Source organism: Brochothrix campestris FSL F6-1037 (assembly GCF_000525915.1).
GTDB classification, from domain to species: domain Bacteria; phylum Bacillota; class Bacilli; order Lactobacillales; family Listeriaceae; genus Brochothrix; species Brochothrix campestris.
Map to the genome: position 1 here is coordinate 22,383 of NZ_AODH01000049.1, position 23,094 is coordinate 45,476.

Sequence of the window (23,094 nt, forward strand, 5' to 3'; positions counted from 1 at the left end):
CTCACGATGCGTGGAATGGGAAATATGCAAGGTATGATGAAAAAAATGCAAAAAAATGCAAAAAGAAATGGCAGAGGCTCAGGCAGAATTAGAAGTAACTTTATTTGAAGGTACTGCTGGTGGTGGCGTAGTTAAGGTCACTGTAACAGGTGCTAAAATGGTAACAAACGTCGAGTTAGCTGAAGATGTTGTAGATCCAGAAGACATTGAAATGTTACAAGATTTAATTTTAACAGCAACAAATGAGGCCATCAAAAAAGTCGAAGAACAAACGGCTAAAACGATGGGCAAATACACAAGTGGTATGAATATTCCTGGCCTAATGTAATAAACATCAAGCCGACTGTTTTACAACCGAGAATAAGTACACACCTTTTGTTCAGTAGGGCAAAAGGTGTGTTTTTAATTACTACTAAATGATAAAAAAAGGACTGACAAACGATGCATTACCCAGAACCAATCACCAAATTGATGGATAGTTTTTCTAAATTACCAGGAATCGGGCCAAAAACAGCTGCTCGTTTAGCATTTTTTGTATTAGATATGAAAGAGGACGATGTGCTCGATTTTGCACAAGCCTTAATTAAGGCGAAACGTGACCTCGGTTTTTGTTCGATTTGTGGGCATATTACCGATACAGACCCCTGTTACATTTGTGATGATAAAAACCGTGATCGTAGTTTGATTTGTGTTGTTGAGACACCCCAAGATGTGATTGCGATGGAAAAAATGCGGGACTTTGGTGGGCTTTATCACGTTTTACACGGCACGATTAGCCCGATGGATGGTATTGGACCTGAAGATATTAATGTCCCGCAGCTGCTTAAACGTTTGCAAGATGAAGCAGTAACGGAAGTGATTTTAGCAATGAACCCTAATGTCGAAGGTGAAGCAACTTCGATGTATATTTCGCGTCTTATTAAACCGTCGGGTATTAAGGTAACGCGGATTGCCCATGGCTTACCAATGGGTGGCGATTTAGAATATGCTGATGAGGTAACGTTATCAAAAGCGATGGAAGGTCGTCGTGAACTATAACAACTGTAAAGGAGCACACGCATGGTAAAGACAAAAACAAAAAAAACGTAAAATGCACCGTGAAAGTGATGAATTACTTTTAGCGTTATCTAAGCGAACGTACGATAACTGGAAGCAAACAGAACAATTACAACGGTTAAGTGATGAAGGAAATGATCTTCTGCTTTTGAATGAACTACGAGCGAAAGCGGCGTATTATTTTGTGCTGCGGGAGATTAGAAACGAACGATTAGTGAGTAATCCAAAGTACATGTATCGTTATTAAAAAAAAAAAGGCAGTGAAATGGCAGTTTAACGCGTTAAATTGTCGTTGTATACGAAATAATCAGAAAAAAATGTGAAATCTATGCTGATTTGCGATATAATAACTAAATATAATATTTAAAGTTTTTTTTTTTTTAAGTGTTATAGAAGCGATGATAAGCGGATTTACAGAAAGATAAATGGGGTACTCATTATGACAAAAGGTTTTTTTATGACATTAGAAGGACCAGAGGGATCTGGAAAAACAACTGTTGCTCAACAACTCATGGCGAAATTAGCTGAACGACTGGAAACAGAACTTGTGCTAACGCGTGAACCGGGTGGTATCGAAATTTCTGAAAAAATTCGTGATGTCATATTGGATGTTTCACACACGATGATGGATGCTAAAACCGAAGCGTTGTTATATACGGCTTCACGGCGTCAACATCTTGTTGAAAAAGTACTACCTGCTTTAGCTGCAAATAAGATTGTCATTTGCGATCGCTTTGTTGATAGTTCTTTGGCGTATCAAGGTTATGGAAGAAAGATTGGAATCGATAGTGTTTGGGAAATGAACCAGTTTGCCATTGCAGATGTAATGCCGCAAATTACCTTTTATCTCGATGTACCGATTGAAGTCGGTTTCGAACGAATCTTTGCTAATAAAGAGCGTGAAGTCAATCGCTTGGATTTGGAAAAAAAAAGAATTTCATCAAACGGTGGTAGAAGGCTATCGAGCAGTTATCTCTCGTTTTCCGGAACGAATTGTTGTTATTAATGCCAACCAACCCGTAGAAGAAGTAACCGAGGCGATTCTGAACGTGCTTAGTGAGCGTTTTCCTAATCAATTCGGCAATTTGTGAGGAGGAATTTACAATGAAATTAATTTTAGCGATTGTCCAAGATCAGGATAGCGGCAAACTACAAACAAAGTTAATGAAAGCTAAATTTCGTACGACAAAACTTGCAACAACAGGTGGCTTTTTAAAAGCTGGTAATACAACGTTTATTATTGGGACAGAAGATGAAAAAGTCGATGATGTATTAGCGATTATTAAAGATAATTGCCAGGCTCGTGAACAAGCGGTATCGCCGGTTGCTTCATTGAGTGTGACAGTCGACACTTATGTCCCGTATCCAGTCGAAGTACAGGTCGGAGGCGCAACAGTGTTTGTCCTACCTGTCGATGATTTTTATCGTTTCTAAGACACGAACACACTTTAGTAAAGGTTATAAAATTAGTTTATTACGAGAGGAATGTTTTACACAATGTCAGCAAGTCAAAAAGCAACAGACAAAGGTTTCTTTGGACATCCTAAAGGACTGTCTACATTATTCTTTACCGAATTATGGGAGCGTTTTTCATACTACGGTATGCGTGCTATTTTAATTTTCTACATGTACTATTCAGTGGCAAATGGCGGTTTGGATTTAGATAAATCGACTTCGATTGCTCTTATGTCAATTTATGGTTCACTTATTTATATGACAGGTGTCCTTGGTGGTTGGTTAGCTGACCGGGTCTTTGGTACCCGTAAAGCAGTTTTCCTTGGTGGGGTTCTCATCATGGTTGGACACATTGTTTTATCACTACCAAACTCAGGCATTACCGGTTTATTCTCAGCGATGGTATTATTAGCAGTTGGTACTGGTTTACTGAAACCGAACGTTTCATCGATGATTGGCGATTTATACGATCCTAAAGATGTTCGTCGTGCTGGTGGATTCAGTATTTTCTACATGGGAATAAACCTTGGTGGTTTCTTAGCCCCTTATGTAACAGGTTCATTTATGGATAACTTCCATTTAGGTTTCCTTGTGGCAGCGGTCGGAATGGCGCTTGGTTTAGCGTTTTTCTTAATCACTCAAAATAAATTTTTAGGTGATGCAGGTAAAACGGTCACAAACCCAATTGCGAAAGAAGAACGAGGTCGTGTTGCGATCTTATTCAGCTCAATTGCAGTTGGTCTACTTATTATTGCTTGTGTAGCGTATGCGTTCGATGTATTAACGATTAAATATGTCATCAACTTTATTAGTTGCGTTGCCATTATTTTACCCATCGTTTACTTTATCGTTATGTTACGCAGCAAGAAAACAGATAGCGATGAAAAATCACGCTTATTAGCTTACATTCCATTATTCATTACCGCCGTAATGTTTTGGATGATTCAAGAACAGGGTTCTAGTGTCTTGGCAGTATTTGCGAGTGATCGTGTCACCGGTTCGTTTTTTGGATGGACGATTTCACCAGCTTTCTACCAATCATTTAACCCGTTATTCGTTATTTTCTTATCACCAGTATTTGCGATGATTTGGACTAAATTAGGCGATCGTCAACCGTCGACCCCGCGTAAATTTGCGCTTGGGTTATTCTTTGCCGGTCTCTCATTCTTAATTATGATGTTACCAGGTATTTTAGGCGGAACAGAAATGCATTCTGCCAGTCCGATTTGGTTAGTATTAAGCTTCTTGCTTGTTACAATCGGTGAGCTTTGCTTATCTCCTGTTGGTTTAGGTGTTACAACACAGCTTGCACCACGGGCCTTTGCCGCTCAAACAATGGGTGTTTGGTTCTTATCAAACTCAATGGCACAAGGGATTAACGCGCAAATTGGTCAAGTGTTCAGCGCGGATATTGAAATTCAATACTTTGGTATTTTAGGTACAATTGCAGTAGTGATTGGGATTATCTTATTCATCATCACTCCAAAATTACTTAAATTAATGAAGGGTATTAAATAAATACTTGTTTAAAAGACACAGCGATCTTAGCGAGGCTAAGGACGACTGTGTCTTTTTTTAGGATTTGTTCAACCTCCCATCGATAAATCAAGCGGTCTGCAATCTAAAGAGTGCGAAACAGTCTTTTAAGATGTATAATAAAAGGAGACGGTTTTCAATAAAAGGAGAAGTTGCGAGTGAACATTCAAACTGAATATGTAACAAAACAACCGGTTGTAATGCGGATTCTGAGTCAAAGTATGGCAGAAAATCGCCTTGGACATGCTTATATTTTTGAAGGACCACGCGGAATCGGTAAACGTGACGTTGCACTTTGGTTAACGAAGGCTCAATTTTGTTTACAAGCAACGTCCGATCAAGCGGTATGTGATGCCTGTATGAATTGTCGACGTATTGCTGAGCGCAATCATCCAGATGTACATTTTGTCGCACCTGAGGGAGCATCAATCAAAACACATCAAATTAAAGAACTTAAACAGACCTTTGTTAAACGAGGGATGGAGTCCGATAAAAAAATCATTATCATCGATGAAGCTGAGAAAATGACAGCGAAATCCGCGAATAGTCTCTTGAAGTTTATTGAAGAGCCAGACGCTGACGTCTTGATTTTATTTTTGACGACAGCTGTACAACGGTTATTGCCGACGATTCAATCACGTTGCCAGTTGTTGAAGTTTCAACCATTGGCGACGAGCGTATTAGTAAAAGAGCTGGAAGCAAACGGTGTGTCTGAAGCTCGTGGCCGTGTGGTGGCGCATTTAACACAAAGCGTTACCGAGGCCGTAGCGATGGCCACGGACGAATGGTTTGCAGAGGCACGTAAACACGTCGTTCAATTGTATGGTTATTTACGCATGGCAGATCCAATGGCCTTTATTTTTATCCAAACCGATTGGATGTCGCATTTTAAAGAAAAACAACAGGTGCAAACAGGGCTCGATTTATTATTAGCTCTGTATGAAGATAAATTACACGTACAATTAATGAGTGAACAGCCACTTATTTGTATGCAACAAGCGAAAATGATTCAACAAGATGCCTTACAGGGTAAAGTAACAAACACAACGAATGAAATCACCCATATATTAACTGCAAAAAAACGATTAGAGGCGAATGTTGGAGCACAATTAACGATGGAAGAACTGGTGCTCACCTTTATCGCTCAATCGGACCAAGGAGGTAACTAGATGATAGAAGTTGTAGGGATTCGCTTTAAACCAGTTGGTAAAATTCATTATTTTGCACCATTACGCAAACCATTGCAACAAGGTGATGCTGTAATTGTCGAAAATGGACATGGCTTGGAATTTGGAAAAGTTGTGTATGCTAATCGTGTAATTGATGAAGAAGATGTCGTGTTACCACTTCAAAAAATTATACGTAAAGCGACCGCAACAGACATGACAAAGGTAATTGAAAATGAAAAACGAGAAATAGAAGCTGTAACGGTAGCAAAAGAACGCATAAAAAAACGGAAACTAGACATGCAATTGGTTGATGTCGAAATTGCGTTTGATCGTCACCGGATGATTTTTTATTTTACGGCAGAAGGGCGGATTGATTTTCGTCAGTTAGTCAAAGATCTCGCAGCTGTTTTTCGTACGCGGATTGAGTTGCGACAAATCGGTGTACGTGATGAAGCCAAGCTCTTAGGTGGAATTGGTCCCTGTGGTCGCATGCTCTGTTGTTCAACATTCTTAGGTGATTTTGAACCGGTATCGATTAAGATGGCGAAGGATCAAAACCTCTCGTTGAACCCGACTAAAATATCGGGTTTATGTGGGCGACTGATGTGTTGCTTGAAATACGAGAATGATACATATGAAGAAGCGAAAAAAGCGATGCCAGATGTGGGACGTAAGCTTGTTACGACCGCTGGTAATGGACGCGTCATTGGTCTGAATATGTTAGCGCGAGTCGTTCAGGTGAAACTGGAAGACAACGCTGGAGTAGTTGAGTATACTTTGGATGAATTGCTTGAAATGAACAGCATAAAAGGTTAGCAAAGGGCGGATGTAGTATGGATAAAAAAGCGTTTTTTGATTCTGTTACACATATGGAAGAACAAATTAGTGACCTCTATGGTCAGTTAACGAGTTTGAAAGATAATTTGCAACTTGTGTTAGAAGAAAATAATCGTCTCGCAATTGAAAATACGCATTTACGTGAAGCGATGGCTGAACAACAAGCAGCTAAAGCAGAACAGGCGTTGGTATCGCCACAAGGTAATCATCCTGAGGTCGACCAGTCGGCTGGCCATGATAACTTGATGCAGCTGTACAAAGAAGGTTTCCATATTTGCAATGTGCATTTTGGTAGTCCGCGTATTAATGGTGAAGATTGTTTGTTCTGTCTTGGTTTTTTAAATCAACAAAATAATAAATAAAATGAGTCGCCTCTAAATGGAGACTCTTTTTTTTGCACGGATCGTTAAACGAACCGGAAAGGAGCCATTGTGAAGATTGAATTAAAAGCCGACGAACGGCTCGACCATTTGTTAGCGCAACAGTTACGGATTGTTCAAAGTCCGAGTGTCTTTTCTTTTTCATTAGATGCAGTCCTACTCGCTAACTTTTGTCGAATCCCGTATCGCAAAGGTAAAATTATGGACCTTTGTAGTGGTAATGGTGTGATTCCATTACTGCTCAGTTCCAAAACGGAGTCACTGATTGATGCGTTAGAAATCCAACCGCGTTTGGCGGAGATGGCGACGCGTTCAATCGCCTACAACGACTTAGCACAGCAAATTACGATGTACGAAGGCGATTTAAAGGAGGCTTCGGGTCGATTCGAAAAGGAAACGTATGCTTACGTAACGGTTAATCCCCCCTATTTTTCGACACCGCCAGCAGGTGAAAAAAATAAAAACGAGCATTATACGATTGCGCGTCATGAAGTGCTCTGTACGTTAGAGGATGTCGTGAAAACCGCGAGTGAATTAACGAAGCAAAACGGTAAAGTCGGAATGGTTCATCGTCCGGAACGTTTGCTTGAAATTATTGACTTGATGAGACGTTATCGTTTAGAACCAAAACGAATCCAATGGGTACATCCAACACAAATGAAGCCAGCCAATACGATTTTGATTGAAGCGATTAAAGATGGCAAACCAGGTGTCGTTTATGAACCGCCGATTTTTGTTCATGAGGATGGTGGCTATACGGCTCAAATTCGCGGGTGGTTATATGGCGAAGACTAACCATTATTTTTATGTGTTACGCTGTGCCGATAACACCTTTTATGGCGGCTATACGGTCGACATTGAACGGCGTGAAAGCGAGCATAATGACGGCATCGGTTGTAAATATACCTTTACCCGTCGTCCAGTGACGTTGATTCATTACGAGGTGTTTGAGACCCGTTCGTTGGCAATGAAGGCAGAGTACGCTTCAAGCACCAATCACGCGCGGCTAAAGAGCGTTACCTAAGCGAACAGTCATTAAAGGAGGAATAACATGCACTCACAACAGAGTTTTCAAGCATCCGACAAGGGGAAGTTGTACCTTGTACCAACACCAATCGGTAATCTCGAAGACATGACATTTCGAGCGATTAAGATTTTAAAAGAAGTCGATGCGATTGCGGCTGAAGATACCCGCAACACAATTAAGTTGCTGAACCACTTTGAAATAAAAACACCAATGATTAGTTATCACGAACATAATAAACATACCCGTGGTGAGGAGTTAATTGATCGCTTGCTAAAAGGTGAGAACATCGCGCAGGTAAGTGATGCAGGGATGCCGTCTATTTCGGATCCAGGTCATGAGCTCGTTCAAGCAGCGATTGCGGTCGGTATTACGGTTGTGCCATTACCAGGGGCGAATGCGGCCTTAACAGCCTCATTTCATCGGGGATTGCACCGCAACCCTTTTTGTTTTATGGCTTTATTTCACGATCAAAAAAAGAGCGAATACGCGAAATTGAACAATTGGCGAAAAAACCAGAAACATTGCTATTTTATGAGTCGCCACATCGGTTAAAAGAGACGTTGAACGCCTTACTTAAAGGGATGGGTGATCGTCAAATCACGCTCTGTCGCGAATTGACGAAACGTTATGAAGAATTTATCCGTGGAACCATCAGCGAACTGATTAACTGGGCTCAGGCAACTGAAATCCGTGGCGAGTTTGTCATCGTTGTTGCAGGGAATGATGCAATCGTTGATGAGGATGTCATCTCGTACGATCATTTAACCTTAAAAGAGCATGTTGAAGAATTGATGGTAACAGATAATTTATCAGCCAAAGAAGCGATTAAAGCAGTCGCTGTTTTACGAGGCACTGTGAAACGTGACGTCTATGCGCAGTATCACCAACTAGATGAAAAATAATCAAGGATTAAGCGCTCATTCATAAGGTGAGATGCTATAATGTTATCAATAGTACGATTTACTAAGAGGAGGGCTTCATTTGCCAATCGAAAAGAAACCATTTTATTTAACAACACCGATTTATTACCCAAGCGGTCGCCTACACATCGGCCACGCCTACACAACTGTCGCAGGAGATGCGATCGCCCGTTATAAACGTTTAAACAACTACGATGTTTTTTATTTAACAGGCGTTGATGAGCATGGTCAAAAGATTCAACAAAAGGCAGCAGAGCTGAATATTACACCGCAGGCTTACGTTGATACAATGGCTGAAGGCATTCAAAAACTATGGAAGAAACTTGATATCTCGAATGATGATTTTATTCGTACAACCGAAGAACGTCATACGAAGACAGTTGCTGCTATTTTTGAACGTCTCTTAAAACAAGGCGATATTTATTTGGATCAGTACGAAGGGTGGTACAGTATTTCAGATGAAACCTTCTATACCGAAACACAGTTAGACGATATTGTCCGCGATGAAAACGGTCAAATCATTTCAGCGAAAAGTCCTGACAGTGGTCATCCAGTTGAACTTGTGAAAGAGGAATCGTATTTCTTCCGTGTGAGTCAGTATGCGGAACGTCTCTTACAATATTACGATGAAAACCCTGCCTTTATTCAACCAGAATCACGTAAAAATGAAATGGTGAATAACTTTATTAAGCCAGGGTTAGAAGATTTAGCTGTTTCACGGACGACGTTTGACTGGGGGATTAAAGTGCCAAGTAATCCAAAACATGTCGTTTATGTTTGGATTGATGCGTTGGTCAACTATATTACGGCGCTCGGTTACGATACTGACAACCCAGAAAAATTCAACAAATTTTGGCCAGCTAATGTCCAAATTGTTGGGAAAGAAATCGTTCGTTTTCATACGATTTATTGGCCGATTATTTTAATGGCACTTGATTTACCATTACCGAAGCAAGTATTTGCTCACGGATGGTTGTTGATGAAAGACGGCAAAATGTCTAAATCAAAAGGGAACGTCGTTGATCCAGAAGTATTAATTGATCGTTACGGTCTTGATGCGTTACGTTATTACTTATTGCGTGAAGTGCCATTTGGCTCTGATGGGATTTTTACACCAGAAGACTTTATCGCGCGTTCGAACTTTGATTTATCGAATGACTTAGGCAACTTATTGAATCGTTCAATTTCAATGATCAACAAATACTTCGATGGTGAAATCCCAGTTTATAAAGCGAATGTTACGGCTTTTGACGAGTCATTAGTACAGTACAAAGAGGCGATGGTCCTCAAGTTTGACCAAGCGATGGACAACTTCCAGTTCTCAGTCGCTCTCAGCGAGCTCTGGGGCTTTGTGAGCCGTACTAATAAGTATATTGATGAAACAGCACCGTGGGCGTTAGCACGCGATGAATCGAAACGTGATGAGCTTGCGAGTGTGATGTCTCATTTAGCGGAAGCATTGCGTATTACAGCAGTGATGTTACAACCGTTCTTGACCGAAGCGCCGATTAAGATGTTTGAACAATTAGGTTTAGCGAAAGATGGGTTAGCTGAATGGTCGAGTGTTGCAACATTTGCGGCAATTCCAGCAGGTACACACGTAATCGCAAAGGCTGTGCCAATGTTCCCTCGTCTTGATACTGACGAAGAAGTCGCGTTTATCGCAGCCCAAATGGGTGGTAGTCAACCTGCGAAACAAGTTGAAAAAACAGCAATCGTTGAAACGGTTGAACAATTACCGGAGATTACGATTGATGATTTTCGTAAAATTGAATTACGTGTCGCTGAGGTTATCGCTGTTGAAAAAGTGAAGGGAGCAGACAAATTGCTCTGCTTCCAATTGGATGCTGGCGATGAACGTCATCGTCAAGTTATTTCAGGGATTGCGGAATTTTATGAACCGGCTACGTTGATTGGTAAAAAAGTAACAGTTGTTACGAATTTAAAACCGGTTAAATTACGAGGGAAACTATCAGAAGGGATGATTTTATCAGCTGAACAAGATGGAAAATTATGCTTGATAGAAGCTGATGCATCGTTACCAAATGGAGCGGTTATTAAATAAGTAGATGGAGGTAGGGACAACTGTTCCTGCCTTTTTTCTTAACGAAAGGAAGCATGTAAATGTTATTTGATACACATGTCCACATTAATGATGAGGCATATAATGAAGATCTTGAACAAGTGCTAGAAAATGCCAAGGCGCACGATGTGCAGTTTATGGCGGTGGTTGGTTTTAATGAAGTAACGATTAAGCGTGCTCTTGAATTGGCCGACAAATATGAGTTCGTATACCTTGTGCTCGGCTGGCATCCATGCGACGCTAATGATTTTACAGCAGAACATTTAGCGTGGTTACGAACGTTATGCGCCCATCCAAAGATGGTAGCGCTCGGTGAAATGGGACTGGATTATCATTGGGATATCGCGCCAAAAGATGTTCAAAAAGACGTTTTTCGCCAACAAATTCGCCTGGCTCATGAAATGAAGCTGCCGATTGTTATTCACAATCGTGAGGCGACGGCGGATACATTACAAATTTTACAAGAAGAACAAGCCCAAACAGTCGGTGGCATTATGCATTGCTTCGGTGAAACACAAGCGGTTATGCAACAAGTATTAGCGTTGGATTTCCACATTGGCATTGGTGGAACAGTCACCTTCAAAAATACGTTGCTACCAAAAGAAGCTGCCAAAACGGTGCCACTTAATCGTTTGTTAATCGAAACAGATTGTCCGTATTTAGCACCAACACCATACCGTGGCAAACGGAATGAACCTGCCTATGTGCAACTCGTTGCCAAAGAAATTGCCAAGTTAAGAGAAATGGAATACACGGAAATTGCTAAAAAAACGACAGAAAACGCCTTGTCTTTGTTCAAAATAAATGAGAAATGATGTTTTTTCACAAAGATATTTTAATATTAATCTTTAATTAAAAGGGTTCTTTTTGTTTTTCATCATAGATTGTGAAAAAAGTAATCTATTTGTAACGTTAATAACACATAACCGCTTATTTTAAAGGTTGAAAACAGTCTTTAATGCTATTGTTATAAGGTTTTCGCTCTATTTGATATATTTGCAATGATTTGCAATATAATCGAGAATTCGGAGTGTTTATTGAGAAGTGAATCGTTGTAAACGTTGGTTTGTCGGTCTTTCTTTCGATATGCCCTAGTAGTTGTGAATGTTATTTGCAATTCCCCATTGCTTTCTCATATACTAGTTTGAGTAGAAAGGGGGAGCAAAAAAAATGAAGTTATTCAATAAAATTTTGCCCCACTGGTCAATTAGTGTTGCACTAGTTGCCCTAATGATCGCGAGTTCGAGTATAATTGCCACAACTAACATATCAGCAATCACTGTACAAGCTGCAACTGAGGGTACAACACATCAAGGTATGATGGAAGCTCCTAAAGTAGGCAAATCAGCCATTGTTAATGAAATTGTTAAAGTGGATATCATTGATTCAAAAGGTAGTGTCACAAGTTTGTCAGCCATTAAAGGCATCACATTGGCACAAGCATTTAAAAATGCAAACTTCCAATTACCGCTGTCTGAAGATTTAACTGTCAGCTTGGATACAATCGTAACAGCAGATATGACGGTTATGTTGAAAGCCTACCAAGAAAAGGTTGAAACAAAAAAAAATCGGATTTGCAACAATTGAAAAAGAAGACGATACCTTAGCTAAAGGTAAGAAGACAGTTAAGCAACAAGGGCATCAAGGTGAAAAAAAGGTTACGATTGAGCAAACAGTTATTAATGAAAAAATTGTAGCTAGCAACACAGTTACAACTAAAGTAACTAAAAAACCAGTAACCAAAATTGTTTTAGTCGGTACAAAAGAAAAAGTAATCGCTAAAAAGGTTACAGCTGAAAAATCCACTTCGATAACTCAAGCAATTGTCGAAGAAACTGGCGAAACAGATACAATAACTAACGAAACAACGGTAGAACCAGCCACTACAACTACTGGTACTACATTACAAGTTGAAGCGACAGCTTATACTGGCGGAGGTATTACTGCGACAGGGATTCATTTAAATGATAACTCTAAGGTAATTGCGGTTGATCCTTCTGTTATACCTTTAGGCAGCCGCGTAATGATTGATGGCTATGGTGAATACATTGCAGGCGATACTGGTGGTGCGATTCACGGTAACATTGTCGATCTTTATGTAGCGACACAAAGCGAAGCTATTTCATTCGGACGTCGGGCATTAACCATTCATATTATCAAGTAAGTTATTTCAACTGTCTATCTTCCTCGTCTGAACGAGTGAAGGTAGGCAGTTTTTTTTTTGTTGTGGTAATATAGGTAAGAGTATTAAATGAAACGAAGGACGGTTTATATGAAAATTAAAGAAGTGATAGTGGTTGAGGGCAAGGATGACACACGAGCGATTCATCGGGCTGTTGAGGCGGATACAATCGAGACGAACGGGTCTGAAATTGCACCAGGCACGTTAGAACGAATAAAAAAAGCGCAAGCAGTTCGGGGGGTAATCGTTTTTACCGACCCTGATTTTCCGGGTAATAAAATTAGACAGACAATCGAAGCCTATGTACCAGGGTGTAAACATGCGTTTATCGAGCGTAACGATGCCCGTTCTAAACGGGTGGGAGCTAGCTTAGGTGTTGAGCATGCGTCGGTGGCTGTGATTAAAGAAGCGTTAGAGCATGTGTATACGTCTGATCCAGACGCATTTAAATCGGAAATAACACAGGCTGAGTTAATGGCGCTGGGCTACTTAGGAGGCACAGGATCGAAACAAAAACGTGCCTTATTGGGAGATGCGTTAAAAATAGGTTATACGAATGGAAAACAGTTGTTGAATCGGCTACGGATGTTCCAGATAACGAGAGAACAGTTTGAAGCTGCTCAAGCAGCAATCGAGAAGGGAAGTAAAAAATGACACGTCAAAATGCAATTTCAACACCATCTAAAACAAAAGAGATCCTCCAAAAATATGATTTTATGTTTAAAAAGAGCTTAGGTCAAAACTTTATTATCGATACGAATATTTTATTGAATATTGTCGAGGCGGCACGCATCGATGAAGAGTCAAATGTTATGGAGGTAGGGCCAGGTATTGGTGCTCTAACCGAACAGTTGGCGAAATATAGTAAACAAGTATTGGCGTTTGAAATTGATCAACGTCTTTTGCCTATTTTAGAAGATACCTTGTCTGATTATGATAATATTCACGTTCATCATGAGGACGTGTTGAAAGCGGATGTGCCAGCCTTACTGGATCAATACCTGCCTGCTGAAGGTGGTGTTCATGTGGTGGCTAATTTACCATACTATGTTACGACACCGATTATTCTAGGATTGTTAAAAGTGCCGCGGATTGAATCGTTCACAATCATGATGCAAAAAGAAGTGGCGGATCGTATTTCGGCAAAACCTGGCACGAAGGCTTACGGTAGTTTATCAATTGCTGTTCAGTACTATATGCAAGCTGAGGTGGCTTTGATTGTACCTAAGACGGTCTTTATGCCTCAACCTAACGTTGAGTCCGCTGTTATTCATTTACGCCGTCATGAACAGCCAGTGGCGCATGTTGAAGATGAAGCCTTTTTCTTCGTTGTGACACGTGCCTCGTTCCAACAACGTCGTAAAACGTTATGGAATAATTTAACAGCGAGCTTCGCAGAATTAAAACCGCAAAAAGAGGCGTTTGCAGATGAATTGTCGGCGTATGATATTTCGTTAACACAACGTGGGGAAACATTATCGATTGTTGACTTTGCTAACTTAGCAAATGTATTATTGAAATATGTGACCCATAAATAAAGAGAATGTCACCTCGAATGAAAGTGAAATCAACTGGTTAGAAATAGAAGCAAACGACATTCCTAATCAAACTGATCATCTCGTAACCAAGGCCGCATTACTATTTTTCGAAAGAAGAAGAAGCATGATTCGTCTTTGTCTACAAGCTAGAACCGCCTTTTATAAGGCGGTTCTTCACAATTTAGTCAGTAATTAGCTGAAATAAAAAAAAAACTGATTTTTATCCCGAAAAATAATTGACTTGGCGTGTCATCACTGATAAAATGGTTAGTTACTTGCTTTTTTTGTTTGGTTATGGTATCATTAAGTATAGTGAGGTGGATGCGCATGTCAAAAACACTGGCAACTATCAAAAATAAACTTGATAGTCATTTAGGTGATCGTTTAATGTTAAAGGCAAATGGTGGTCGAAAAAAAAATTGTAGAGCGTAGTGGTATTTTATCCGAAACGTATCCGTCAGTTTTTGTGGTTGAATTAGATCAAGACGAAAACAATTTCGAACGTGTATCATACAGTTATGCAGATGTATTAACAGATGCTGTGGAAATTGTGTTTGATGTAGAAAAAGCAATCGAGGCTTAATTTATAATTAACAAAAATGAGTTATTTTTCATGTGGCGAACACTTAGTTTGCCTTTTTTTATGTCCAATTATAAAAAAACGCTCACAGAACGTTTAATCGCGAAAGAACTTGATAGCGTTATCGATTAAGTGGTACTATAAAAAACAAAGCTTAAACGATGACAGTGCTGACGAGGATTGTTAAAAAATAAAAAAGAAAGCACAACGGCTCTATAATAGTGTCAAAGGCTTTTATAAAAAGGTATATCTCGTTCAATTTATTCATCATTAAAAAAACAAGCGCACGCTCGTTTTTTCTACTATAATAAGAGATAACCGAATAAAAAAAGAAAACACGACATGATTGTTTGTGTTTAATAGAAAAGTGGGGGGTAAAACAGTGAAAGTAAGAAGAAGTGAACGATTAATTGATATGACGCAACATCTTTTAGCTCATCCAAGAACACTCATTTCACTCAGTTTTTTTGCTAATCGTTATGAATCAGCTAAATCTTCAATTAGTGAAGATTTAATGATTATCAAAAAAACGTTTGAGAATAGAGGGATTGGAACGTTAGAAACATTGCCTGGAGCAGCTGGCGGTGTACGATATTTATCTAAAATGAGCCGAGAAAACGCAGATGCTTTCGTGGGGGAATTATGTACACGGATTGCGGACAAAGAACGCCTATTACCAGGAGGGTATTTGTTTTTGTCTGATATTTTAGGGGAACCGGAAACGTTACATACCATTGGTAAAATCTTTGCTTCGAAATTTGTGAATACTAAAATCGATATTATTATGACTGTGGCGACGAAAGGAATTCCGATTGCACAAGCTGTGGCGAGTGAATTGAATGTGCCGTTTGTGATTGTGCGTCGTGATAATAAAGTGACTGAAGGCTCGACAGTAAGTATAAATTACGTCTCAGGGTCATCGTCACGGATTGAGAAAATGGCGTTGTCTAAGCGTAGTTTACCTGTTGGTTCAAATGTTCTTGTCGTCGATGATTTTATGAAAGCCGGCGGAACGGTTAACGGCATGAAGAGTTTGTTAGAGGAATTTGATGCTAAGTTAGCGGGTATCGGTGTTTTGGTAGAAGATGAGAATGTCGGTGAGAAATTAGTCGATGACTATGTTTCGATAGTACGTGTCCAAAATGTAGATATTCGTCAGCAATCAATTGAAGTCGAAAAGGGAAATGTTTTTAACGACTGAGGAATCTAATAATGGTTCTTATACAAACACGTTTGAACTGATAGGATGATGGGTAAGTATAAATAATGAAACCTCTGATTTTTCACACACCAGAGTGGTTCATCCATCATGAATAAAGGACGTGTTGAATATGCAAGTGACAGATGTGAGGTTACGTAAGGTAGAAACTGATGGTCGGATGAAAGCAATTGCATCAATAACCTTTGATGGTGAATTTGTGGTGCACGATATCCGTATTATCGACGGGAATGATGATCTGTTCGTTGCAATGCCGAGTAAGCGTGGCGCTGATGGCGAATTTAGAGATATTGCTCACCCAATTAACTCCGATACACGTGCTAAAATTCAAGCGGCGGTTCTGGCGGCTTATCATGCAACCGACGAGACGGATGTGAAGGCAGAAAAGCCAGTAGAGGATAGTGTTGATACGGATGCAGAAAGTTAAATATCTGCGAAATAGAAGGGCAGATTGAAGTGGGACGTTGAGTTAGATGAACGTTAGACTTTAATCTGTTTTTTTATAATTAATTGATTATGACTATTTCCTTGAAAAAAGTGTTGATTTACGCTATCATATTGATGTATATGACCTTTTTTTAAAGTAAGCGTGAGGAGGAGTCAAAGCATGGAAAATCACTATGCGATTGTACTTGCGGCAGGTCAGGGCACACGTATGAAATCAAAATTATACAAAGTATTGCACCCTGTTTGTGGTAAGCCGATGGTTGAACATGTCGTTGAACAAGTAAAGGCACTTGATTTTGGTGAAATAGTTACAGTGGTTGGCCATGGTGCCGAAACGGTTGAATCTCATCTCAATGGTAAGAGTCTATTTGTGAAACAAGAAGAACAATTAGGAACAGCGCATGCTGTTATGCAAGCTGCCCCTCTCTTAGAAGGTAAAGAAGGGATTACGCTTGTTTTATGTGGCGATACGCCGCTCTTAACAAGTGAAACGTTGGCAGAACTCGTTACGTATCATAAAGATAAAAAAGCGATGGCAACAATTTTAACGGCAGAAGCACAAAATCCGATGGGATACGGTCGGATTGTACGTAATGATTTAGGAATTGTCGAAAAAATTGTTGAACAGAAAGATGCCTCTGAAAAAATTCAAACGATTACTGAAATAAACACAGGCACATTTTGTTTTGATAACAAGGCGTTGTTTGCGGCGTTAAATAAAGTAACAAACGAAAATGCGCAAGCAGAATTTTATTTAACCGATGTTATCGGTATTTTACGCGAACAAAATGATGTTGTAGCAGCTTACCGGATGCATGATTTTTCAGAATCACTTGGAGTTAACGATCGTGTAGCCTTAGCACAAGCACAGCAGTTGATGAAACAACGTATTAATGAAACGCATATGCGTCAAGGTGTTACGATTGTCGATCCTTTGAATACATATATCGAAAGCGATGTTATTATTGCAGCTGATACGGTGATTGAACCGGGTGTACGTTTAAAAGGTAACACAATAATCGGCTCTGATTGTATTATTTCAGGGGATACCGAAATTGTTGATTCAACAATTGGGAATAAAGTGACGGTACGTTCATCGGCGATTGAAGAAAGCAACATTTCAGACGGTGTACAAGTTGGTCCATATGCTCATATTCGTCCGAATTCTAACATCGCCTCACAGGTTAAAATCGGTAACTTTGTCGAGGTTAAAAATGCAACAATTGATGAAGGGTCTAAAATTCCGCACTTAAGCTATGTTGGTGACGCCACAGTGGGTCACGATGTGAACATTGGTTGTGGGAGTATTACTGTCAACTATGATGGTACGAACAAACACCACACTGCAATTGGTAACAACGTGTTTGTTGGCTGTAATAGTAACCTTGTAGCACCTGTTACGATTGCGAGCAATACATTTATTGCGGCCGGATCGACCATTACAAAAAATGTTCCTGAACATGCGCTTGCAGTTGCACGTGCACGTCAAACAAATAAAGAAGGATACGCTGAAAAATTCGGCTTTTCTAAAAAATAATACGCGGAGGTTCTCATGTCTAAATTGTACGAAGATTCAAAGCTCAAGATTTTCTCATTAAGTTCAAACCCTAAACTAGCAGAAGAAATTGCCAACAAGGTCGGTGTTCCACTCGGTAAATCATCAGTGACACACTTTAGCGATGGTGAAATTCAAATTAGTATTGAAGAAAGTATTCGTGGTTGTCACGTGTACGTTGTTCAGTCAACAAGTGGCCCTGTTAACTCTAATTTAATGGAATTACTAATTATGATTGATGCGCTTAAACGTGCATCAGCTGCAACAATCAATATTGTAATGCCTTATTACGGTTACGCACGTCAAGATCGTAAAGCACGATCACGTGAACCAATCACTGCTAAGCTAGTAGCGGATTTAATTGAAAAAGCCGGTGCAACTCGTGCGATTATGATTGATTTACATGCACCTCAAATCCAAGGATTTTTCGATATGCCAATCGATCATCTGACAGGTGTGCCATTATTAGCAGAACATTTTAAAAAACACAGTTGATACGAGCAATGTGGTCGTTGTTTCACCTGATCACGGTGGTGTCACACGTGCGCGTAAAATGGCTGATAAATTAAAAGCACCAATTGCCATTATTGATAAACGTCGTCCGCGTCCGAACGTTGCTGAAGTAATGAACATTGTTGGTAATGTTGAAGGTGCAACTTGTATTTTAGTTGATGACATTATCGATACAGCGGGTACAATTACGTTAGCTGCCCAAGCTTTATTAGACAGTGGTGCGAAAGAAGTTTACGCTTGTTGTACACACCCTGTTTTATCGGGTCCAGCAATTGAACGTATCAGTAACTCAAGTATCAAAACAATGGTTGTTACAAATACAATCGTGTTACCTGAAGAGAAACAATGCGATAAAATCACACAAATTTCAGTTGGTGGACTGTTAGGCGAAGCGATTTTACGTGTGCATGAAAACCGTTCAGTTAGTGGATTGTTCGAATAAATTGTGTTTAAAAGCCCTTACCGATTTTTTAGCGGTAAGGGCTTTTTTTTAAACGATTGAATCTTTTAAAATTGCTTTTAAGGTTGCTGCGGAATGTTCCATCTCTTCTTGTTCTTTTCTATTTAAAGGAACTTCTGCTACGAGAGAAATACCGCTACGTCCAATTACGGCAGGGGTGCCGAGGTAAATATCAGAGATGCCATAATGGCTACCATCCATATATGCGCTGACAGGTAAGACCGCATTTTCATTGTTGAAGACGGCACGCGTAATTCGTGCTAAGGCACTAGCGACACCATATGAGGTAGAGCCTTTTTTCGCGATAATCGAGTATGCTGCATCACGAACGGCGATGCGAAATTCTTCTTTCGCTTCATCGGTAAAATCAGGAAGCCATTTTTCAATCGGGAGATTACCGATACGGATGTTTGACCAAGCGATAAAGCCAGTGTCGCCATGTTCACCGAGGACATAGCCGTGAACGCTACCAGCTTCCACATTTATTTTTTCGGCTAAAGTTTGACGAAGACGGGCTGTATCGAGTGATGTGCCAGAGCCAATCACTTGTTCGGAGGGCAATCCGCTCCATTTAAGCGTAGCGTATGTAAGGATATCAACAGGATTGGATGCAATTAAAAAGATACCTTTGAAGCCAGTTGCCATCACTGCATCGACAATCGTTTTTAAAATGGAAAGGTTACGTGACACTAAATCGAGTCGTGTTTCACCGGGCTTTTGAGCAGTACCAGCGGTGATGCAAATAAGATCAGCATCTGCACAGTCAGTGTAGCTTGCAGAATAGATTTTTTTCGGTGGCAGAAAGGGAAGGGCGTGTCTTAAATCTAATGCATCTCCTTCTGTTCGAGCGGTATCGACATCAATGATACCTAATTCATGACCGATTCCTTGGTTAACAAGAGCGAAAGCGTAGGCGGAACCAACGGCTCCATCCCCAATCAAAATAACTTTTTGTTTGTTAGAAACTACCATCCATCATTACCTCCCTTAAAGTAGTGTTACATCTAATAGTATACGGGCAGTTAATTATAAATTGCAATTAAACACAATTGTTCAAGTGTCTTGATTGCTAGAGCTGTTGTGAAAATTGATTAGAATAACAGACAAAGGGTATAGTAAGAGAGAAGTCTAATTAATTATAGGAGGAAACTATTATGACCATTGAATTGAAGACTAAGCCAAGATCTTTAGAGAAACATTCAGACGTAAGACGTGACCGTGAGGCAGGAAATATTCCAGCAGTTGTTTACGGTTACGGTATTAAAAATACCAATGTCAATGTGGATGAGGTCGAATTGATCAAGACGTTGAGAGAAAATGGACGTAATGCGGTTCTGACAATTACGTTAGATAATAAAAAAACAAATGTTGTTTTTCATGACTATCAAAAGCATCCATTGTACGGTAATTTAGTTCATATTGATTTATTAGCCGTTAATATGAAAGAAGAACTTGAAACAGCTGTATCGATTCGACTCGTTGGCGAACCGAAGGCGAAAGCTGGTGTATTAGAACAAGTTCTCTATGAGGTCATTATTTCAGCTACACCGGCCAATGTACCAGAAACATTAGAATTAGATGTTTCGAAATTGGAAATAGGAGACACTTTAACAGTTGCTGATTTAACAGCAGGTAAAGAATATACGATCTTAGCAGATGGTGAAGATGCCGTTGTTAATTTACAAGCACCTCAAGAGCTTGAAGAACCAACTGCTGGTACGGTGGATGTACCTGAACCAGAAGCAATCCATGGTACGGATGAAGAAAAAGTCTAAATCGAAAAAAGCGTCAAACCCAGTGTTGACTGGATTTGACGCTTTTTTTCGGTTTAATGACTGAAATTTGATATTAATAGCTCTGTTTCGGGTTCGATGTGAATGAGTACTTCAGCCAAAGCGAAATGTTTTTTGATGGAGTTTTCGATGTGATCGCATAAACGATGTGCATTACCAACCGTCATATCGTGTGGGACGACCAGATGGAAATCGACATACACTTCTGTACCTGCCTTACGTGTGCGAAAGTCATGGTAATCGATAAAATGAGCGTGGTAACTATTAATCGTATCTTCGATTAAACGTTCTTCTTTTGGTGATAAGCGTGAATCCATCAACGGCGGAAACGATTCTTTTAGTAGTAAGGTTGCCTCGTACATAATGTAAAGAGCAGTTAACATCCCAATCACTGGATCCAACCATAATAGACCGGTGTAATGTACAAGCAGTAAACTGAGTGCCACGCCCAGTGAAGTCAAAACGTCAGTTGTTAAGTGCAACGCATTGGACTTCATCGCAACAGAACCGGCCTTTTCGGCAGCGCGTTTAACAATCATTCCGACGATGCCGTTAACAACCGCCCCGAGGAGCATTACGCCAATCCCTAAAAAAGGGAGGGTGATTTCAGCGGGGTGTCGTAGTTTGTCGATACATTCAACGATAATCCAAATGCCGGCGACATAAATCAGTAACGTCTCAACAGTCCCCGAGAGGTTTTCTGCTTTACCGTGTCCGTACGGGTGTTTTTTATCAGCAGGTTGACGGGCGATTTGAATCGAAAAAAAAGGTCAAAATGGAAGCGAATAAATCCATCGATGTATGGATTGCTTCGGATATAATTGCGACCGATCCGGTTAAAAAACCAACGATTAGTTTGAGAATAAACATTGTTAGATTGCTAATAATTGATAACAATGTGATGTTTGTATGAGATTTCATGGGTGGCCTCCAATATTTAAGTTAAGACATGAGTGTATCATAACATCGACTGTTAGTGTGGGTCTATAGCAATGATGTTTGCGGATAGATAGACTATAAGCTCGGGCAAGTATTGTTGCATTAGGGCAATGCCGGCTGTTTCACGTGAAACGAAAAAGGGCGTTTTAAGTAGGGTGGTAATCAGAGCTATGTTATAATGACAGGATAGTAAGCACATTAAATATTAAACAGAAACCAGGCTGAAGAAGCTTGGTATTGTTTCGGTGTTCTTAAACTGTAAAGAAACAAATGGAGGAAACACTAATGAAAATGATTGTAGGCTTAGGTAATGTTGGAAAAAAATATGAGGGTACACGACATAATATTGGTTTCATGGTCGTTGATGAACTCAATCAACGGTTAGGAGGTACCTTTAAATTAACTAAGTATAATGGATCTGTTAGTACGGTGCTGTTTAAGGGTGTGAAAGTAATGCTCGTTAAACCGACCACTTTTATGAATGAATCGGGTCTTTGTATTCGTCAACTGGCTGATTATTACGAAATTGCGCTTGAAGACATCGTGGTCATTTATGATGATTTAGATTTGCCAATCGGACAACTGCGCCTACGACAAAAAGGTAGTGCAGGTGGTCATAACGGGATTAAGTCAACGATTCAACATCTTGGCACCCAAAATTTCAAACGCATTAAAGTCGGGATTACACGTCCAATCGACGGCAACATTGTTAATTGGGTCTTGGGACGTTTTAGTAAGGCTGAGCAAACAGAGGTAGATGTAGCGATTAAGACAGCTGCCGATGCCTCGCAAAGTTGGTTAGCGACTGACTTTATTAAAGCGATGAATCAATACAATCAAACCTCAATTTAAAGGAGCATCTCACATTATGTTGAAGCAACTTAAACAACAATTCAAACAGCAGCCCGAAATGGAACAAGTCATGTCAATGCTGTTAACCGATCAACGGGCACAATTAGTGACAGGTCTAACGGGTTCTGTCCGTTCGTTGTTTGCTAGTGTGTTAGCAGAAACGCTTGAACGTCAAATCATTTATGTCGCTCATAATCTCTTTCAAGCACAACAAGTGCATGAATCGCTGCGCGCCTTTTTACCTGAGCAACAGGTGAAATTGTATCCCGCCGATGATTTTGTCGCAACGGATATGAGTATTGCTAGCCCAGAGTTAAAAGCCCAACGCCTTGAGACGTTGGCTTTTATGCAGACGGATCAACCTGGAATTGTGGTCGTGCCGATTTCGGCGATACGGAAACGGATGACACCGGTACAACAGTGGCGCTCCAGTCAGCAAACATTTGAAGTTGGTGGCGAAATGGAGTTAGCGTCTTTCATCAAAAGATGATTGAAACCGGTTATACGATGGTTGATAAAGTTTCGTTACAAGGTGAGTACAGTGTTCGTGGTG

22 protein-coding genes and 7 pseudogenes are annotated in these 23,094 nt (G+C 40.1%); 27 read left to right on the forward strand and 2 right to left on the reverse strand.

The genetic code is table 11. The features are described from left to right. The first annotated feature begins 6 nt into the window (after positions 1-6). The 24 genes and pseudogenes from BCAMP_RS10285 to BCAMP_RS10390 all read left to right on the forward strand — a co-directional run bounded on the left by BCAMP_RS10285 (position 7) and on the right by BCAMP_RS10390 (position 18,939). Positions 7-328, forward strand: a pseudogene (locus BCAMP_RS10285) (YbaB/EbfC family nucleoid-associated protein). Positions 329-441: 113 nt separating this feature from the next. Then, entirely contained in the window at positions 442-1,038 is a 597-nt protein-coding gene (recR, locus tag BCAMP_RS10290) for a recombination mediator RecR (protein ID WP_035315440.1), read from the forward strand. 46 nt (positions 1,039-1,084) lie between these two features. Continuing rightward, positions 1,085-1,303, forward strand: a pseudogene (locus BCAMP_RS10295) (DUF2508 family protein); the annotation flags it as partial. 192 nt (positions 1,304-1,495) lie between these two features. Continuing rightward, positions 1,496-2,147 (forward strand): annotated as a pseudogene (gene tmk, locus BCAMP_RS10300) (dTMP kinase). 13 nt (positions 2,148-2,160) lie between these two features. Continuing rightward, entirely contained in the window at positions 2,161-2,490 is a 330-nt protein-coding gene (locus tag BCAMP_RS10305) for a cyclic-di-AMP receptor (protein ID WP_035315444.1), read from the forward strand. 63 nt (positions 2,491-2,553) lie between these two features. Beyond that, positions 2,554-4,029: a peptide MFS transporter gene (locus BCAMP_RS10310; RefSeq protein WP_035315446.1), complete on the forward strand. Its 1,476-nt coding sequence runs from the start codon at positions 2,554-2,556 to the stop codon at positions 4,027-4,029. 176 nt (positions 4,030-4,205) lie between these two features. Beyond that, entirely contained in the window at positions 4,206-5,216 is a 1,011-nt protein-coding gene (holB, locus tag BCAMP_RS10315) for a DNA polymerase III subunit delta' (protein WP_051457041.1), read from the forward strand. After that, entirely contained in the window at positions 5,217-6,032 is an 816-nt protein-coding gene (locus tag BCAMP_RS10320; protein WP_035315447.1) for a PSP1 domain-containing protein, read from the forward strand. Positions 6,033-6,049: 17 nt separating this feature from the next. Further along, positions 6,050-6,415: a DNA replication initiation control protein YabA gene (gene yabA, locus BCAMP_RS10325; RefSeq protein WP_035315449.1), complete on the forward strand. Its 366-nt coding sequence runs from the start codon at positions 6,050-6,052 to the stop codon at positions 6,413-6,415. A 66-nt stretch (positions 6,416-6,481) separates the two neighbouring features. Next, positions 6,482-7,228 carry a tRNA1(Val) (adenine(37)-N6)-methyltransferase gene (locus tag BCAMP_RS10330; RefSeq protein WP_035315450.1) on the forward strand — a complete coding sequence of 249 codons (747 nt, stop codon included), beginning with the start codon at positions 6,482-6,484 and terminating at the stop codon, positions 7,226-7,228. Continuing rightward, positions 7,215-7,483: pseudogene (locus tag BCAMP_RS10335) on the forward strand (GIY-YIG nuclease family protein). Before BCAMP_RS10330 ends, BCAMP_RS10335 begins: the two are co-directional and overlap by 14 nt. A 1-nt stretch (position 7,484) precedes the next feature. Beyond that, positions 7,485-8,012, forward strand: coding sequence for a 16S rRNA (cytidine(1402)-2'-O)-methyltransferase (gene rsmI / locus BCAMP_RS14805; RefSeq protein WP_269479291.1), 528 nt, complete (start codon positions 7,485-7,487; stop codon positions 8,010-8,012). Next, the gene (locus tag BCAMP_RS14810) at positions 7,982-8,362 is read left to right on the forward strand and encodes an SAM-dependent methyltransferase (RefSeq protein ID WP_269479292.1); all 381 of its coding nucleotides are present in this window, start codon (positions 7,982-7,984) and stop codon (positions 8,360-8,362) included. Before rsmI ends, BCAMP_RS14810 begins: the two co-directional genes overlap by 31 nt. 79 nt (positions 8,363-8,441) lie before the next feature. Further along, positions 8,442-10,445: a methionine--tRNA ligase gene (gene metG / locus BCAMP_RS10345; RefSeq protein ID WP_035315452.1), complete on the forward strand. Its 2,004-nt coding sequence runs from the start codon at positions 8,442-8,444 to the stop codon at positions 10,443-10,445. Between the two features lie 59 nt (positions 10,446-10,504). After that, the gene (locus BCAMP_RS10350; RefSeq protein WP_035315454.1) at positions 10,505-11,278 is read left to right on the forward strand and encodes a TatD family hydrolase; all 774 of its coding nucleotides are present in this window, start codon (positions 10,505-10,507) and stop codon (positions 11,276-11,278) included. Between the two features lie 355 nt (positions 11,279-11,633). Then, positions 11,634-12,050 carry a hypothetical protein gene (locus tag BCAMP_RS12725; protein WP_051457042.1) on the forward strand — a complete coding sequence of 139 codons (417 nt, stop codon included), beginning with the start codon at positions 11,634-11,636 and terminating at the stop codon, positions 12,048-12,050. Further along, positions 12,016-12,627 (forward strand): 3D domain-containing protein, encoded by a 612-nt coding sequence (locus tag BCAMP_RS10355; RefSeq protein ID WP_051457043.1) that lies wholly within the window; start codon positions 12,016-12,018, stop codon positions 12,625-12,627. Before BCAMP_RS12725 ends, BCAMP_RS10355 begins: the two co-directional genes overlap by 35 nt. A 108-nt stretch (positions 12,628-12,735) precedes the next feature. After that, a complete protein-coding gene (rnmV, locus tag BCAMP_RS10360) occupies positions 12,736-13,299 on the forward strand; it encodes a ribonuclease M5 (protein ID WP_035315455.1) in 564 nt (187 codons plus the stop codon). Further along, on the forward strand, positions 13,296-14,183 hold the full coding sequence (gene rsmA / locus BCAMP_RS10365; protein ID WP_035315457.1) for a 16S rRNA (adenine(1518)-N(6)/adenine(1519)-N(6))-dimethyltransferase RsmA: 888 nt from the start codon (positions 13,296-13,298) through the stop codon (positions 14,181-14,183). Before rnmV ends, rsmA begins: the two co-directional genes overlap by 4 nt. A gap of 327 nt (positions 14,184-14,510) precedes the next feature. Continuing rightward, positions 14,511-14,766, forward strand: a pseudogene (gene veg / locus BCAMP_RS10370) (biofilm formation stimulator Veg). Between the two features lie 379 nt (positions 14,767-15,145). Beyond that, positions 15,146-15,964, forward strand: a complete 819-nt coding sequence (gene purR, locus BCAMP_RS10375) for a pur operon repressor (protein ID WP_035315459.1) — start codon at positions 15,146-15,148, stop codon at positions 15,962-15,964. A 130-nt stretch (positions 15,965-16,094) separates the two neighbouring features. Continuing rightward, on the forward strand, positions 16,095-16,409 hold the full coding sequence (gene spoVG, locus BCAMP_RS10380) for a septation regulator SpoVG (RefSeq protein WP_035315461.1): 315 nt from the start codon (positions 16,095-16,097) through the stop codon (positions 16,407-16,409). A 180-nt stretch (positions 16,410-16,589) separates the two neighbouring features. Then, positions 16,590-17,966, forward strand: a complete 1,377-nt coding sequence (gene glmU, locus BCAMP_RS10385; protein ID WP_035315462.1) for a bifunctional UDP-N-acetylglucosamine diphosphorylase/glucosamine-1-phosphate N-acetyltransferase GlmU — start codon at positions 16,590-16,592, stop codon at positions 17,964-17,966. Between the two features lie 15 nt (positions 17,967-17,981). After that, a pseudogene (locus BCAMP_RS10390) lies at positions 17,982-18,939 on the forward strand (ribose-phosphate diphosphokinase). A gap of 48 nt (positions 18,940-18,987) precedes the next feature. Here the strand turns inward: BCAMP_RS10390 and BCAMP_RS10395 are convergent. Beyond that, positions 18,988-19,929, reverse strand: a complete 942-nt coding sequence (locus BCAMP_RS10395) for an L-lactate dehydrogenase (RefSeq protein WP_035315464.1) — start codon at positions 19,927-19,929, stop codon at positions 18,988-18,990. Between the two features lie 182 nt (positions 19,930-20,111). On the opposite strand from BCAMP_RS10395, the gene BCAMP_RS10400 reads away from it, so the two are divergent. Continuing rightward, positions 20,112-20,732 carry a 50S ribosomal protein L25/general stress protein Ctc gene (locus tag BCAMP_RS10400; protein WP_035315466.1) on the forward strand — a complete coding sequence of 207 codons (621 nt, stop codon included), beginning with the start codon at positions 20,112-20,114 and terminating at the stop codon, positions 20,730-20,732. Positions 20,733-20,785: 53 nt separating this feature from the next. Here the strand turns inward: BCAMP_RS10400 and BCAMP_RS10405 are convergent. Continuing rightward, a pseudogene (locus BCAMP_RS10405) lies at positions 20,786-21,671 on the reverse strand (cation diffusion facilitator family transporter). A 303-nt stretch (positions 21,672-21,974) separates the two neighbouring features. Here BCAMP_RS10405 and pth point away from each other — a divergent pair. After that, positions 21,975-22,541, forward strand: coding sequence for an aminoacyl-tRNA hydrolase (pth, locus tag BCAMP_RS10410; protein ID WP_035315468.1), 567 nt, complete (start codon positions 21,975-21,977; stop codon positions 22,539-22,541). Between the two features lie 16 nt (positions 22,542-22,557). Further along, positions 22,558-23,031 carry a DEAD/DEAH box helicase family protein gene (locus BCAMP_RS10415; RefSeq protein WP_035315470.1) on the forward strand — a complete coding sequence of 158 codons (474 nt, stop codon included), beginning with the start codon at positions 22,558-22,560 and terminating at the stop codon, positions 23,029-23,031. Positions 23,032-23,094: the final 63 nt, after the last annotated feature.